The 14,971-nt window shown below is 58.9% G+C and carries 13 protein-coding genes; 10 read left to right on the top strand and 3 right to left on the bottom strand.

Annotated elements, in window-relative coordinates; all coding sequences use genetic code 11:
* The first annotated feature begins 58 nt into the window (after positions 1-58).
* Together kefF and kefC are read left to right on the top strand one after the other, a co-directional pair.
* Complete coding sequence (gene kefF, locus FH061_RS08480; protein WP_151634940.1) at positions 59-676, top strand: glutathione-regulated potassium-efflux system oxidoreductase KefF; 618 nt, start codon at positions 59-61, stop codon at positions 674-676.
* Complete coding sequence (gene kefC, locus FH061_RS08475; protein ID WP_151634938.1) at positions 666-2,519, top strand: glutathione-regulated potassium-efflux system protein KefC; 1,854 nt, start codon at positions 666-668, stop codon at positions 2,517-2,519. Before kefF ends, kefC begins: the two co-directional genes overlap by 11 nt.
* Positions 2,520-2,701: 182 nt before the next feature.
* On the opposite strand, the gene FH061_RS08470 is transcribed toward kefC, so the two are convergent.
* The 3 genes from FH061_RS08470 to map are packed head-to-tail and all read right to left on the bottom strand — an operon-like array spanning position 2,702 to position 6,931.
* On the bottom strand, positions 2,702-3,448 hold the full coding sequence (locus FH061_RS08470; RefSeq protein WP_151634936.1) for a pseudouridine synthase: 747 nt from the start codon (positions 3,446-3,448) through the stop codon (positions 2,702-2,704).
* 34 nt (positions 3,449-3,482) lie between these two features.
* Positions 3,483-6,044 (bottom strand): [protein-PII] uridylyltransferase, encoded by a 2,562-nt coding sequence (locus FH061_RS08465; RefSeq protein ID WP_151634934.1) that lies wholly within the window; start codon positions 6,042-6,044, stop codon positions 3,483-3,485.
* Between the two features lie 2 nt (positions 6,045-6,046).
* Positions 6,047-6,931 (bottom strand): type I methionyl aminopeptidase, encoded by an 885-nt coding sequence (gene map / locus FH061_RS08460; protein ID WP_225984558.1) that lies wholly within the window; start codon positions 6,929-6,931, stop codon positions 6,047-6,049.
* 240 nt (positions 6,932-7,171) lie between these two features.
* Here map and rpsB point away from each other — a divergent pair, with 240 nt between their 5' ends.
* From rpsB to rseP, 8 genes are all read left to right on the top strand, one after another.
* The gene (rpsB, locus tag FH061_RS08455) at positions 7,172-7,921 is read left to right on the top strand and encodes a 30S ribosomal protein S2 (RefSeq protein ID WP_151634931.1); all 750 of its coding nucleotides are present in this window, start codon (positions 7,172-7,174) and stop codon (positions 7,919-7,921) included.
* A 126-nt stretch (positions 7,922-8,047) separates the two neighbouring features.
* On the top strand, positions 8,048-8,929 hold the full coding sequence (gene tsf, locus FH061_RS08450; RefSeq protein ID WP_151634929.1) for a translation elongation factor Ts: 882 nt from the start codon (positions 8,048-8,050) through the stop codon (positions 8,927-8,929).
* Between the two features lie 312 nt (positions 8,930-9,241).
* Positions 9,242-9,958 (top strand): UMP kinase, encoded by a 717-nt coding sequence (gene pyrH, locus FH061_RS08445; RefSeq protein WP_151634927.1) that lies wholly within the window; start codon positions 9,242-9,244, stop codon positions 9,956-9,958.
* 35 nt (positions 9,959-9,993) lie between these two features.
* Positions 9,994-10,554: a ribosome recycling factor gene (frr, locus tag FH061_RS08440; RefSeq protein ID WP_151634925.1), complete on the top strand. Its 561-nt coding sequence runs from the start codon at positions 9,994-9,996 to the stop codon at positions 10,552-10,554.
* A 224-nt stretch (positions 10,555-10,778) separates the two neighbouring features.
* Complete coding sequence (gene uppS, locus FH061_RS08435) at positions 10,779-11,537, top strand: polyprenyl diphosphate synthase (protein ID WP_151634923.1); 759 nt, start codon at positions 10,779-10,781, stop codon at positions 11,535-11,537.
* Positions 11,537-12,355, top strand: coding sequence for a phosphatidate cytidylyltransferase (locus tag FH061_RS08430; RefSeq protein WP_151634921.1), 819 nt, complete (start codon positions 11,537-11,539; stop codon positions 12,353-12,355). Before uppS ends, FH061_RS08430 begins: the two co-directional genes overlap by 1 nt.
* 21 nt (positions 12,356-12,376) lie before the next feature.
* On the top strand, positions 12,377-13,546 hold the full coding sequence (gene ispC / locus FH061_RS08425; protein WP_151634919.1) for a 1-deoxy-D-xylulose-5-phosphate reductoisomerase: 1,170 nt from the start codon (positions 12,377-12,379) through the stop codon (positions 13,544-13,546).
* A 9-nt stretch (positions 13,547-13,555) separates the two neighbouring features.
* The gene (rseP, locus tag FH061_RS08420) at positions 13,556-14,923 is read left to right on the top strand and encodes an RIP metalloprotease RseP (protein WP_151634917.1); all 1,368 of its coding nucleotides are present in this window, start codon (positions 13,556-13,558) and stop codon (positions 14,921-14,923) included.
* Positions 14,924-14,971 lie beyond the last annotated feature (48 nt).

Below are 14,971 nucleotides of genomic sequence, written 5' to 3'. Positions count from 1 at the left end.
TTGACCATCAGGCATTGCCGGGCTTCGGAACGGCCGTCTCCAATGCATTCCCGCCCAGATGACATCGCCTCCCTCGATACTCATTGTTTACGCTCACCCTGCCAGTCACCTTTCCCATGTCAACAGGCGGATGCTCGATCATGTCAGGGATCTGCCCAATGTCCGCGTACATGATCTTTACCAGGCCTATCCTGATTTCTATATCGACGTCGCCCATGAGCAGGAGCAGCTGGCGCAGAGCGATCTGATCGTCCTGCAGCATCCGGTCCAGTGGTACAGCATGCCGGGTCTGCTCAAGGAATGGATCGACGTCGTGTTTGAACACGGCTGGGCTTACGGCCGTGAAGGGCGCGCGCTGCGGGGCAAGGACCTCTGGCTCGTCGCATCTACCGGCAGCACCGAAAGCGCCTACCGGCCCGGCGGCTTTCATCGCCGTGATTTCAGCGATTTTCTGCCGCCGTATGAACAGACAGCTCATCTGTGCGGCATGCGCTGGCTGCCGCCCCTGATCGTGCATGGTTCACGCAAGGCGGACGCGGCCGAGGTCGAGCCGCGGGCAGCGGAATATCGGGAGCGGCTGATCAATTATCCGGCCTGGTCGAAATTGGTTGCGACGTGCACCGACAGGGATCCCATCCCGCCAGAACTCCATCCGGAAGATCCCCATGACGAATGACCTGCTGCCGAACGCGCTGATCTATCTGTCAGCGGCGGTCATTGCCGTTCCGCTTGCCAAGAAACTCGGGCTGGGCTCGGTTCTCGGCTATCTGATGGCTGGCGTCGCGATCGGCCCCTGGGGGCTGCGCCTCATCAGCGGCGTTGAAGATATCCTGCATTTCTCCGAATTCGGGGTCGTTCTGCTGCTGTTTCTGATCGGGCTCGAACTGGAGCCGCGCCGGCTTTGGTCGCTGCGGCGTTCCATCTTCGGCTGGGGCAGTGCCCAGGTAGGATTCGTGGCGCTCGGGCTGTTTCTGGCCGGGCTAGGTCTTGGAATCGACTGGAAGACCGCGCTTATCGGCGCGCTCGGTCTCTCGCTGTCCTCCACCGCCATTGCGCTGGCCACCCTGAGCGAGCGCCACCTGATGGCCACTGCCGCGGGTTCCGCCGGCTTTTCCATCCTGCTGTTCCAGGATATCGCGGCAATTCCCATGATTGCCATCGTGCCCATGCTGGGCAGCGTGACAGCCGATGGCGATGCCAACGGCTGGATGACGGCGCTGAAGGTGATTGCGGTGCTCGCGCTGCTGGTACTCGCGTCGCGGTATCTCATGCGACCGCTTTTCCGGCTGATCACCAAGGCCGGCATCCGGGAAGTATTTACCGCGTTTGCGCTGCTGCTGGTCATCGCCATCGGACTGCTGATGCAATCGGTCGGACTGTCGATGGCCCTGGGTACCTTCCTCGCCGGCGTGCTGCTCGCCGATTCCGAATACCGGCATGCGCTGGAAACCGACCTCGAGCCGTTCAAGGGATTGCTTCTGGGACTGTTCTTCATTGCGGTCGGAATGTCGATCGACTTCGGTGTGCTGGTGCGCCAGCCCTTGCTGGTGCTGGGACTGGTGACCGGTTTCCTGATGATCAAGGGACTCGTCTTGTACGTGCTCAGCAAGCGGTTCGGCATACTTCCGGGCCAGCAGCCTTTCTTCGCGATCCTGCTGTCACAGGGCGGCGAATTCGCTTTCGTCATCTTCGGTGCTGCCGCTACGGCCCGCGTATTTTCGGAAGAGGTCGCGGCGACCCTTCTGGTTGTCGTAGCCTTGTCCATGGTGACCACGCCGCTGCTTTTGGTCTTGCACGACAAGCTGATCGAGCCTTATTTCGCCACAGACAAAAAACGTCCGGACGATGCGTTCGATGGCGACATGCAGCCGGTGATCATTGCCGGTTTCGGACGATTCGGGCAGATCATCGGACGTCTGCTCCATGCGAACCGCATCGGCGTTACCGTGCTTGATCATGACCCTGACCAGATCGATCTGCTGCGCCGTTTTGGCCTGAAGGTGTATTACGGCGATGCGACCCGAATCGATCTCCTGCGTGCGGCGGGAGCGCACAAGGCAAGGGCGCTGATCGTGGCACTCGACAGTGTCGAGGACAGCATCAAGCTGGTTGATGCGGTGAGAGGGGAATTCCCTGAGTTGCCCATCCTCGCGCGCGCCCGCAATGTCACGCATTACTACGATCTGATGGACCGGGGCGTCACCGTCATCGAGCGAGAAACATTCGAGTCGGCCCTGCAGCTGGGTCGGCGCACTCTGGAAACGCTGGGCTTCAACGCCTTCCAGGCGCGGCAGGCGGCAATGAAGTTTCGCGCCCACAACCTCAAGACGCTGCACAATGTCTATCCGTACTACAAGGACCAGGAGCAGATGGTATCGCTGGCGGTGCAGGCACGCGAAGAGCTGGAAGCGATGTTTGCGCGCGATGCGGAAATCAACGAGGAGCGGCGGGGCGGCGAGTGGGAACGGCAAAACCCGAATTCGTCCTATGCCAATCCCAAGTCAAACGATACCAAATGAGATGGGTGGTTTTTTCGCCTGGAAAGGACGAGGTTGCGGCTTGGGAATGGCATTGGGCTTGCGCGCAACGGTAACGAGCATTTTCCGCCGGGGAGATGGCGCTCGCGTACGTGAAGGACCGTCGAGCACTGATCGATCGGAATCGGATCGTCGAGAAAGTACTCAAACAGGCCCTTGGCAAATCAAAACTTTTCGTCCGCGCCGAGATAACGCCATTCACCGGGCGGCAGATCGCCCAGCATCACGCGTCCGATGCGAACGCGCTTGAGCCCGAGCACCTTCAGTCCCACCGCTTCGCACATGCGGCGGATCTGCCGCTTCTTGCCTTCACGCAGGACGAAGCTGAGCTGATCCTCGTTCTGCCAGCGGACCCTGGCTGGCAGCAGCTTCTTTCCGTCGAGGGAGAGGCCATGGTTCAGCAGCTTGAGATCGGCATCCGGCAGGCGGCCCGGCTTGCTGTACTGTACCCGGACCAGGTATTCCTTCTCGATCGAGGTATCTTCACCGATCAATTGCTTGGCGATGCGCCCGTCCTGGGTCAACACCAGCAAGCCGACCGAATCGATGTCCAGCCGCCCGGCCGGAACCAGGCTGCGCAGCTGGCTCGGGTGGAACTGGATCGGCGCCTTGTCTTCCTTCCAGCGTGTCGTTGGGCCGACCAGGGTCACGGCCGGCTTGTAGCCGTCTTCGGCCTGGCCGCTCACATAGCCCATGGGCTTGTTGATGAGGATGGTGACGCGGCGCGCCTGCTGGGCGCTGGCCTGGCGCTCGACGGTAATGCGCTGATTGGGAAGCACCTTGCTGCCGAGTTCGGACACGATCTTGCCGTCGACGCGGACCCAGCCGCGTTCTATCCATTCATCGGCTTCGCGGCGCGAGCAAAGTCCCAGTTCGGACATGCGTTTGGAAAGGCGGACAGGTTCGGTCATGAGAAATGCAATGCAAAAAGAGAAAAACCGGTAATCATGCTGGTGAGATGCGCAGCGCGTCGAGCAGATCGCGTTCCAGCTGGATCTGGCTGCGTGCATTGTTGAGCACGGGTCCATCCACGAGGAATACGTCTTCGACCCGTTCGCCCAGCGTCATGATCTTGGCGGTGTGCAGGTTGATGCGGTACTTGGCGAGCACATTGGCGATGGAATACAGCAAGCCGTTGCGATCATTCGCCGATACCGACAACAGATAGTACTGGCCGCGTTCATCGGGACGCAGATCCACCGTTGGCGTGATCGGAAACGTGCGGGACAGGCGGGACAGGCGGCCAACCGTAGGCGCCGGCAGCTCGGCGCGTGTCTGCAGGAGTTCGGTCAACTCATGTTCGATCAGGCTGATGATGTCGCGATAATTGTTGGCGAATGCCGGTTCGGTGACCAGGAAGGTATCCAGCGCATAGCCGTTGCGCGTGGTGTGAATCTTCGCATCGAGAATGCTGAAATTCTTGCGGTCGAAGTAACTGCAGATGCGGGCAAACAGGTCGGGCTGGTCCTTGATGTAAACCGCGACCTGCACGCCTTCTCCGATCGGAGCAAGGCGGCATTTGACGACCGGCGAGGCGCTGGCGGTCTTGTTGTACAGGGACCGCGTCTGCCATGCAATGTCAGCGGCGTCGTGGCGCAGGAAATAGGCGACGTCGAGCTGCTTCCACAAGCCTTCGTGGGCATTCTCCGGCAAGCCGTACAGGCGCAAGGTCTTCAGCGCCGCTTCCTGGCGGTTCCGCAATTCATGCTCGGTGGAGGGGTCCTCGCCCCCGAGTACGCGCAGCGTCATCCGGTACAGGTCCTCAAGCAACTTGCCCTTCCATGCATTCCAGACTTTCGGACTGGTGCCCCGTATGTCGGCCACCGTCAGCAGATAGAGTGCGGTCAGGTGTCGTTCGTCCCTGACAAGGCTGGCAAAGTTGCGGATGACATCCGGATCGGACATGTCCTGCTTCTGGGCCACATGCGACATCGACAGATGATGCTCGACCAGGAATACCACCAGCTCGGTATCCTCCCTGGACAGTGCATGATCGCGGCAGAACTTGCGGGCATCGGCCATGCCCAGCTGCGAGTGATCGCCGCCGCGGCCCTTGGCGATATCATGGAAGAGGGCGGCGATGTACAGCAGCCAGGGCTGGGCGAAGTTCGCCATGAGCTGGCTGCAGAAGGGGTATTCATGCGCGTGCTCCGTCATCGTGAAGCGCCGCACATTGCGCACCACCATCAGGATGTGCTGATCGACCGTGTAGACATGAAACAGGTCATGCTGCATCTGCCCGATGATGCGCCTGAAGTTCGGCAGGTAGCGCCCAAGAATGCTGGTCTGGTTCATGCCGCGCAGCGCATGGGTGATGCCCTTGGGCGCCTGCAGGATTTCGAGAAACAGTGCGCGGTTCGCGGGATCGCGGCGGAATTCGCTGTCGATGCGGAAGCGGGCATGCCAAAGCGCCCGCAAGGTGCGCGCCGTCATGCCCTGCAGTTCGGAATGCCGGGCAAGCAGCAGAAACACTTCCAGCATGGCCGATGGCGTCACCTCGAAGGTGTCATCCTGCGCGATGTCAATCAATCCGTTGACGGCACTGAAGCGCTCATTGATCGGCTGCGGATTTCCGGGCTGCGGAAACAGCTGGGCCTCGATGTTCTGCAGCAGAATCGTGTTGAGCTGCGTGACCGCCTTGGCCGCCCAGTAATAGTGCTGCATCAGATATTCGCTGGCGCGCCGGGTCTCGGTGGTTTGAAAACCGAAGGTCTCGGCAATCGGCGTCTGCACATCGAACACCAGCCGGTCTTCACGGCGTCCGGTGTGAATGTGAAGGCGGATGCGGATATCCTTGAACGCCCGTTCCTTCTGCGTCAGCTGGCGGGCTTCGGTCGGCGTGATCAGGCCGCGTTCGGCGAGCTTGCGCCAGGAATCGCCTAGTCCTGCCGCCTTGGCAACCCAGAGTATGACTTGCAGATCGCGCAGGCCGCCAGGGCTTTCCTTGCAATTTGGTTCCAGGCTGTAAGGCGTGTCCTGGTACTTTACATGCCGCTGGCGCATTTCAAGGGTCTTGGCCTGGAAGAACGCCTGCGGATTCATGGCCGCATTGAACCTGTCCTGCAGGAAGTGGAAAAGCTTGCGGTTGCCGGTCACCAGACGTGCTTCGAGCAGACTGGTCTGGACGGTAATGTCGGCCTCGGACTCCGTCATGCATTCATCGATGGTGCGTATGCTGTGGCCGATCTCCAGGCCGGTATCCCAGAAAAGCTGGACCAGTTCTTCCAGCTTTTCCCGCAATGACGGATCCGGCGCCGCATCGAGCAGGATCAGAACATCCACGTCCGAATGAGGGAAGAGTTCGCCGCGCCCGTATCCGCCCACGGCAACCAGCGCCGCGCCCGAGGGAAGGCGGATCGTATTCCAGGCATGGATCAGTGCGGCATCGACGTCCTGGCGCAGGCCCGCAAGCAGTTTCTCGGGTTTGCGGTGTGCCTCGAAGGCGGCGATTGCCGCCTGCCGCCCGGCTTTCAACCGCTCCTTGAGCGCTAAGGCTAGAGAACCCATTGTCAGGCAGGTACTGTGCTGGAAGCACCGGCTCCTGTGATGAATGCGGGCGGCGGCGGCATGTTGGCGGACACGGTCAGGACTTCATAACCGGTTTCCGTGACGAGTACCGTGTGTTCCCATTGCGCCGAAAGACTGCGGTCCTTGGTCTTGATGGTCCAGCCGTCGCCCATTTCACGGATGTCGCGCTTGCCGGCGTTGATCATCGGTTCAACCGTGAAAATCATGCCCGGCACCAGCTTTTCGAGCGTTCCCGGACGACCGTAATGCAGCACCTGTGGCTCTTCGTGGAACACCTTGCCAATGCCATGCCCGCAGAATTCCCGAACCACGCTGTAGCCGGCCTTTTCCGCATACTGCTGGATGACAAAGCCGATGTCGCCGAGATGCGCGCCCGGCTTGATCTTGGAAATACCCAGCCACATGCATTCATAAGTGACTTCGGTCAGCCGCCTGGCAAGGATGGACGGTTCGCCCACGAAGAACATGCGGCTGGTGTCGCCGTGATAACCGTCCTTGATGACGGTGATGTCAATATTGACAACATCGCCGTTCTTCAGCACCTTGTCGCCCGGAATGCCGTGGCATACCACGTCATTGACCGATGTGCAGATGGACTTCGGATACGGCGTGTAGCCGGGCGGGCAGTAATTCAGCGGAGCAGGGACGCAGCCTTGCACGTTTGTCATGTAGTCATGGCAAAGGCGATCGAGTTCACCCGTGGTGACCCCAGGCTTGACATGCGGCGTGATGAAATCGAGCACTTCGGCGGCGAGTCGGCCAGCGATGCGCATGCCCTTGATATCTTCTTCGGTTTTGATCGTGATGGAACCCATAGCTAGCCAGACGGCGCGGAAGCGCGCGAGAAATGATGATCGATGCGAAATTATAGACGACCCGACAAAGCTTCGCCGAAACTCCGCTGCATGGCGGCTTGAATAACTTGAGAAAGTTGAGGTAGAATCTCGGGTTAGCTTGAATTGGGTTGAACGAGTTCGAGCTAACCTTAACTTTTTTGGAAATCGCGAATCCGGTCGCAAAGGGTGCTTCCCGGCTTTTACCTTGTCTTGACGGGTAGGGGTCTTGAAGTCACTGGCCGGATTCCAGACCTAACCCTGGAGAAATTCATGTCCGTTACTATGCGCGAAATGCTGGAAGCAGGTGTCCATTTCGGCCACCAGACCCGCTTCTGGAACCCCAAGATGGCTCCCTATATCTTCGGCCATCGCAATAAGATTCATATCGTCAACCTGGAAAAGACCCTGGGCATGTACCAGGAGGCGATGAAGTACATCCGCCAGCTGGCATCCAATCGCGGCACCATCCTCTTCGTCGGCACCAAGCGCCAGGCACGCGACATCCTCGCGGCTGAAGCGCAGCGCGCAGGCATGCCTTACGTCGACCAGCGCTGGCTCGGCGGCATGCTGACCAACTTCAAGACCATCAAGACTTCCCTCAAGCGTCTGAAGGACATGGAAGCTGCGATCGAAGACGGTTCCATCGAAAAGCTGAGCAAGAAGGAAGGCCTGATGTTCCAGCGCGAGATGGAAAAGCTCCAGAAGTCCATCGGCGGCATCAAGGAAATGGGCGGCATCCCTGACGCGATCTTCGTGATCGACGTTGGCTACCACAAGGGCGCCATCACCGAGGCTGCAAAGCTGGGCATTCCGGTTATCGGCGTGGTTGATACCAACCACTCTCCGGAAGGCGTGACTTACGTCATTCCGGGCAACGATGACTCTTCCAAGGCAATCGCGCTGTACGCACGCGGTGTTGCTGACGCCATCCTCGAAGGTCGCGCCAATGCGACCAGCGAAGTGCTGGAAGCCGTCAAGGGCGGCGCTGACGAATTCGTTGAAGTCAACGAGCAGGCTTAAGCCCTGCGCCTGATTTATCGGGCATTTCAAAAGGGGCAACTGTCGTTCGCCCCTTTTTTGTACCCGTGCTGAACGTATTGTGATTGAACGCGTCGCATAGACGCTTATTGAATTGAGGAGAATGACATGGCGGCAATTACCGCAGCGATGGTGGGCGAACTGCGCGCGAAAACCGACGCGCCGATGATGGAATGCAAGAAGGCGCTGACTGAAGCGGAAGGCGATCTGGCTCGCGCGGAAGAGATCCTGCGGGTGAAGCTGGGCAGCAAGGCATCCAAGGCGGCTTCCCGTATCACTGCCGAGGGCGTGGTCGCGGCATTTATCTCCGGTGGCGTAGGCGCGCTGGTGGAAGTCAATTGCGAAACCGACTTTGTTACCAAAAACGAAGATTTCATTTCGCTGGCAAACACTGCTGCGAAACTCGTTGCTGAAAACAATCCGGCTGACGTGGCCGCGCTGTCGGCACTCACCATCGACGGCAAGACGCTGGAAGAAGTGCGTGCCGCCCTGGTTGGCAAGATTGGCGAAAACATGTCCTTCCGCCGCTTCAAGCGCTACGAAACCGGTTCGAAGTTGGTTTCCTACCTGCACGGCACGCGTATCGGCGTCCTCGTGGAGTTCGACGGCGCGGATGAGCAGGTCGGCAAGGACGTCGCGATGCACATTGCTGCGATGAAGCCGGTCGCGCTGTCGTCAAAGGACGTTCCGGCAGACCTGATCGAGAAAGAGCGTTCGATCGCGACGCAAAAGGCAGCCGAGTCCGGCAAGCCTGCGGATATCGTTGCCAAGATGGTCGAAGGCACCGTTCAGAAGTATCTGAAAGAGGTATCGCTGTTTGATCAGCCGTTCGTCAAGAACGACAAGCAGACCGTTGAGCAGATGCTCAAGGCATCGAACGCCTCGGTCAAGGCATTCACCATGTTTGTTGTCGGCGAAGGCATCGAAAAGAAGCAGGACGACTTTGCAGCCGAGGTGGCCGCACAAGTTGCTGCGGCCAAGCAGGCCTAAGCAGCAGGCGTAATAAAAAGCGGGCCGAAAGGCCCGTTTTTGTAGGTGAACCGATATCATAATGTTCACCTTGCAGCAGCAGGTCTTGAGCGGGACTTACTATCAATCGATAGGCGCGTTCAAAACGCCCGCAATGGAATGAGCCCCTCGTTTTATTGCCAAATGACATTGATTTAAGTTTCGTCAATAGTAACGCACCCCCGTACCGCCGGATTTCATCTAATCTGGAGCTTCATGAAGGCTTTTCGAAGATGATCTCCGGAAACGGAATGATTTCATCTTGAATCGGACAATGATTAGGAGTCCAAGCCCATGACAAAACCAGCTTACAAGCGCGTCCTCCTTAAACTCTCGGGTGAAGCGCTGATGGGCGATGACGCCTACGGCATCAACCGTTCGACCATTGAGCGTATGGTGGCGGATGTGGCTGAAGTGGCCAGGCTGGGAGTGGAGCTGGCAATTGTGATTGGTGGCGGCAATATCTTTCGCGGCGTCGCGCCGGGTGCGCAAGGCATGGATCGCGCAACGGCGGATTACATGGGCATGCTTGCAACCGTGATGAACTCGCTGGCGCTGGCGGATGCCATGCGTCAGGTCGGTATTACGGCGCGCGTCATGTCGGCGATCAGCATCGAGCAGGTCGTCGAGCCCTATGTGCGCCCGAAAGCGCTGCAGTATCTCGAGGAAGGAAAGATTGTCGTGTTCGCAGCCGGAACCGGCAACCCGTTCTTCACGACCGATACCGCTGCGGCACTGCGCGGGTCCGAGATCGGCGCGGAAATCGTGCTGAAAGCCACCAAGGTCGACGGCGTCTACAGCGCGGATCCCAACAAGGACCGCAATGCGACGCGCTATTCGACCATCACCTTCGATGAAGCAATTGCCAAGCACCTGCAAGTCATGGATGCGACTGCGTTCGCGCTTTGCCGCGATCAAAAGCTGCCGATCAAGGTGTTTTCCATCGTTAAACCGGGCGCCCTGAAAAACGTGATCATGGGCGATGACGAGGGGACATTGGTTCACGTATAAATCGAGTCTTACTCGTTGCAACTGAGGAGAGCAGCATGACAGTCGTTGACGTCAAAAAGAATGCCGAACAAAAAATGCAAAAGTCGATCGAGACGCTGAAGGCCGATCTCGCCAAGGTTCGTACCGGTCGTGCGCACGTAGGCATCCTGGATCATATCCAGGTCGACTATTACGGTTCGCCGACGCAGATCAGCCAGGTTGCCAATGTCACCCTGATCGATGCGCGTACCATCGGCGTCCAGCCGTGGGAAAAGAAAATGGTGGCCGTGATCGAGAAGGCGATCCGCGAATCCGACCTTGGCCTCAACCCATCGACCCAAGGTGACCTGATCCGCGTTCCCACGCCGCCGCTCACTGAAGAGCGCCGCAAGGAAATCGTCAAGATGGTCAAGGGCGAAGGCGAAGATTCGAAGGTCGCCATTCGCAATATCCGCCGCGACTCCAACGAAGCCTTGAAGAAAATGCTGAAGGACAAGGCCTGTTCGGAAGACGACGAGCGTCGCGCACAGGACGAGGTTCAGAAACTGACCGACAAGTTCGTTGCGGAAGTTGACAAAATGATTGCAGAAAAAGAAAAAGAACTGCTGACCGTATAAGTTTGCAAGTACGGTGAAGGCGGCAAGCCTCATTGGCTTCGGCAGAAGCAATGAGGCGGAGGCGACGGCGCCATGCCGTGGTGCGAGGTGGTACGCCGCAATATGCGTTAGTACCATCAGCAGCACAGACATGGTTCCAGCGGCGATGGGCGGTTCGGGAGGAGATGCAGGTTTGCTTCACCGGCCATTCGTCATAACCAAACTTATTTCGCTTAAGCCATCACATGACCTATAAAAGCTCAACGCAAGCAGTACCCGAAGTGTCCATCATGCCCAGGCATGTCGCCATCATCATGGACGGAAACGGGCGCTGGGCAACCAGACGGTTTCTGCCTCGTGTCGCCGGACATGCAAAGGGCGTGGAAACCGTACGAACCATGGTGGAAGCCTGCGTTGAACGGGGTATCGAGTATCTGACGCTGTTCGCCTTCAGCTCGGAAAACTGGCGCAGGCCTGCGGAAGAGGTATCGCTGCTGATGCGACTTTTCGTCACGGCGCTGGAGCGCGAAGTCGCCAAAATGCACGCAAATGACATACGGCTCAAGGTGGTTGGAGACCTCAGCCGTTTCGATGCGAAGCTGCGCCAGCTGATCGCCAACGCGGAGCGTCGAACCGCAAACAACACACGTCTGACCGTCACCATTTGCGCCAATTACGGCGGCCGCTGGGACATCATGCAGGCGGTCAACAAGATGGTGGCCGCGAACCCCGGTTGCAGCGACTTCAGCGAAGAGCAGATGGCTGAACACCTGGCAATGGCCTATGCCCCCGAGCCCGACCTCTTTATCCGCACCGGCGGGGAAGAGCGCATCTCGAACTTCCTGCTCTGGCAACTGGCGTACACCGAATTTTATTTCACTGAAACCTACTGGCCGGATTTCGATGGCGCAGCGCTGGACGAAGCCGTGTTGTCTTATCAGCAACGCGAACGCCGTTTTGGACGTACCAGCGCACAGGTGATCGAACAGAAGAAGGCGTCCTGATGCTGAGGACGCGAGTTATTACCGCAGTGGTATTGCTGGCGGTATTGCTTTCTGTACTGTATTCGAAGTCCTTCCTGTTTTTCGCATTGGTCACCGCGGCATTTTTCGCCGCGGCTTCCTGGGAAAGCTTTCGCCTTTTCCATAACCGCCAGCCGGTCATCGGCGCGGCAATATGGACCGGGGTCTTTCTTTACCTGCTCTATACCGGCAATGCCGACTCCGCTCGCCTGCTTTTCATGCTGAGCGCCGCGATATGGCTGGTCCGCCTGATCCCGTCGCTCAAGTTCGGCTTGCCGCCGATGGAGGCTTTAGGGAATCGGCTCCTGAACGGTATCTACGGCATTACCATTCTCGCCAGCTTCATTGCCATCACCGTACTGTTCCAGCAATCACCGCTGTACCTCCTGTCGGTCATGGCCCTGGTCTGGATTGCGGATATCGGCGCCTACTTCGCTGGCAAGGCCTTCGGCAAGCGCAAGCTTGCGCCATCGATCTCGCCGGGCAAATCCTGGGAAGGCGCCATCGGCGGCTGGATCGCGGTTCTCGTCATCGCAGGCGCATCGACCCTGCATCCCTCGTTAGAGGGTACCTTTGCCGCCCAGATCCTGGCGCGCTGGGGCTGGCCCGGCTTTATCGTCGTCATGACCGTCATCGTCGCCTTCAGTGTCGTCGGCGACCTGTTCGAGTCGCAGCTCAAGCGTCGCGCCGGCATGAAGGACAGCAGCAATCTCTTGCCCGGCCACGGCGGCGTACTGGACCGGATCGATGCCCTGATACCGACACTGCCGATTGCGGTATTGTTCGGTTCATGGCTCTAGTTTCTATACAGGTAAGGCAGCATGCAGCACATCACAATACTCGGCGCGACAGGTTCCATCGGCGCTTCAACACTGGACGTGATTGAGCGCCATCCTGATCGCTACCGGGTGTATGCGTTGACCGCGTACCAGAAGGTCGAAGAACTTGCGGAGCAGTGCATGCGTTTCCGGCCGCAGGTGGCCGTCGTCGGACATGCCGACGCGGCATTGCGCCTGTCGAGGCTGCTGGACGCCAAGGGACTCAGCATTGACGTCGACCATGGGGAAGCCGCACTTTGTGCAGTGGCAAGCGCGCCAGGCTGCGACACCGTCATGGCAGCCATCGTCGGCGCTGCGGGTCTGGCCCCCACGATGGCCGCAGCAAAGGCGGGCAAGAAGGTGCTTCTTGCCAACAAGGAGGCGCTCGTCATGTCCGGCAGGCTGTTCATGGATGCCGTGTCCGGCAGTGGCGCGACGCTGCTTCCCATCGACAGCGAACACAATGCGATTTTTCAATGTCTTCCGCAGTCGTATCGCCGTACGCCGGAGCAGCACGGGATTGCCAGGATACTGCTGACCGCTTCCGGCGGACCTTTCCTGAAGCGGTCGGTCGAGACGCTTGAAAGCGTCACTCCGGCAGAGGCGGTCGCACATCCGAACTGGGTCATGGGCCGCAAGATTTCCGTGGATTCCGCCACCATGATGAACAAGGGCCTCGAAGTCATTGAGGCTCACTGGCTGTTCGGTGCGCCTGCGGATCGGATAGAAGTCGTGATCCATCCCCAAAGCGTGATTCACTCCATGGTGTCGTATGTGGACGGGTCCGTGCTTGCCCAGCTGGGCAATCCCGACATGCGTACGCCGATCGCTCATGCCCTGGCCTATCCCGAGCGCATCGCGTCCGGCGTCGAGCCGCTGGATATCGTCCGTATCGGACAGCTGGCGTTTCAAAGTCCGGATTTCGATCGTTTCCCGTGCCTGAAACTGGCTTATGATGCGCTTTCGGCCGGCGGGACCGCGCCAGCCATACTGAACGCGGCCAATGAGGTAGCGGTCCAAGCATTTCTTGACGGGAAAATCGGTTTTCGAATGATCGATAGGATCATCAGTCGCGTGATGGATGAGCTCCCTCACGACGAGATGTCCGATATCGAAGCGCTCATTGAACAGGACGGGCGGGCGAGGGCGCTTGCCCATTCTTACATTTCATAGGCGGTCAGTATGAGTCTGCTGCAAACAGTGCTTGCTTTTCTTGTGGCCCTTGCTGTTCTGGTCGTGGTTCATGAACTTGGGCATTATTGGGTGGCGCGCTGGTGCGGCGTCAAGGTGCTGCGCTTTTCCGTTGGCATGGGAAAAATCGTCTGGTCGCGCCGCTTCGGCCCGGACCAGACCGAATGGGCCGTCTCGATGCTGCCGTTCGGCGGTTACGTCAAGATGCTCGATGCGCGGGAGCAGGACATCAGTACCCTGCCTCCTGAAGATCTCAAGCGCGAGTTCACCCGGCAGTCGGTATGGAAGCGCATCGCCATCGTGGCCGCCGGGCCGCTTGCCAACTTTCTGCTCGCGATAGCGGTCTTTGCAGGACTTTACATCTACGGCATGCCCGAGCCGACCGCCCGGCTCAGGGAGGTTCCAACCGCCACGGCAGCCTATGAAGCAGGCCTGCGCGGCGGCGAACTGGTCACATCCATCAATGGGGAAGCCGTCAGTACCTGGTCTGACCTGCGCTGGAAGGTCCTGCAGCTCGCACTCGAAGAACACCAGGTTCGCCTCGAGGTTCAGCGCCCGAATCCTGCGGATGCGAAAGGATCGCTGAACGAAACCCTTACTTTACGCCTCGACCGCTTGCAAACCTCGGATCTCGAGGGCGATTTTCTTGGCAAGCTTGGTCTGGATCTGGCGCGTCCGAAGGCGGTACTGGGGCGTGTCGTCGAGGATGGCCCGGCGACGCGCGCCGGCTTGCGCGAAGGCGACCTGATCACGTCGGTCAACGGCAATGCCATCACCGATGGTCTGGCGTTCGTCGAACTGGTGCGCGGCTCGCCCGGGCAAACTCTCCGTTTGACGGGCATCCGCAATGGCCAGGAGTTCAGTACGACGGTAACCCCGGAAGCCTTCAGCCGCAATGATCAGACCATCGGGCGTATCAAGGTGGAGGTGCCACTGGCGCCCGAAATGATCCTTGCAAGCGATGCGCCGGTCACCGCATTGGGGCGGGCCGTTACCAAGACCTGGGATACAAGCGTACTTACGCTCAAAATGCTTGGTAAAATGCTCATCGGTGAAGTTTCCTGGAAGAACATCACAGGTCCGATCACAATCGCCGACTATGCGGGGCAGACTGCACGCATCGGTATCATCAGCTATCTCACGTTCATTGCGTTCATCAGCATCAGCCTGGGCGTTATGAATCTGCTCCCAATTCCGGTTTTAGACGGGGGGCTTTTACTGTATTATTCGCTGGAACTTTTGACCGGACGCGCTTTACCCGAGCGGTTCGGAGAGATGGCCCAGCGTGCAGGAGTGGGCATTCTGATGACGTTGATGGCAGTTGCCGTCTTCAACGACATTGTGCGGCTCATGTCCTGAGTCCCGGCTGGTCTGCCCAAAGGCGCATCGGCGGGGAGTTTGATTACA

This window comes from Noviherbaspirillum aerium (assembly GCF_008929045.1).
In the GTDB taxonomy this organism is placed as follows: domain Bacteria; phylum Pseudomonadota; class Gammaproteobacteria; order Burkholderiales; family Burkholderiaceae_D; genus Noviherbaspirillum; species Noviherbaspirillum aerium.
Note: the sequence above shows the minus strand (reverse complement) of the source record. Positions and strands in the feature narration are given on the sequence as shown.

Coding starts and splice junctions, on each gene's coding strand:
- ispC (WP_151634919.1), top strand. CDS start 12,377: ATGCAGCACATCACAATACTCGGCGCGACAGGTTCCATCGGCGCTTCA.
- rseP (WP_151634917.1), top strand. CDS start 13,556: ATGAGTCTGCTGCAAACAGTGCTTGCTTTTCTTGTGGCCCTTGCTGTT.
- uppS (WP_151634923.1), top strand. CDS start 10,779: ATGACCTATAAAAGCTCAACGCAAGCAGTACCCGAAGTGTCCATCATG.
- FH061_RS08470 (WP_151634936.1), bottom strand. CDS start 3,448: ATGACCGAACCTGTCCGCCTTTCCAAACGCATGTCCGAACTGGGACTT.
- FH061_RS08465 (WP_151634934.1), bottom strand. CDS start 6,044: ATGGGTTCTCTAGCCTTAGCGCTCAAGGAGCGGTTGAAAGCCGGGCGG.
- kefC (WP_151634938.1), top strand. CDS start 666: ATGACGAATGACCTGCTGCCGAACGCGCTGATCTATCTGTCAGCGGCG.
- tsf (WP_151634929.1), top strand. CDS start 8,048: ATGGCGGCAATTACCGCAGCGATGGTGGGCGAACTGCGCGCGAAAACC.
- FH061_RS08430 (WP_151634921.1), top strand. CDS start 11,537: ATGCTGAGGACGCGAGTTATTACCGCAGTGGTATTGCTGGCGGTATTG.
- pyrH (WP_151634927.1), top strand. CDS start 9,242: ATGACAAAACCAGCTTACAAGCGCGTCCTCCTTAAACTCTCGGGTGAA.
- kefF (WP_151634940.1), top strand. CDS start 59: ATGACATCGCCTCCCTCGATACTCATTGTTTACGCTCACCCTGCCAGT.
- frr (WP_151634925.1), top strand. CDS start 9,994: ATGACAGTCGTTGACGTCAAAAAGAATGCCGAACAAAAAATGCAAAAG.
- rpsB (WP_151634931.1), top strand. CDS start 7,172: ATGTCCGTTACTATGCGCGAAATGCTGGAAGCAGGTGTCCATTTCGGC.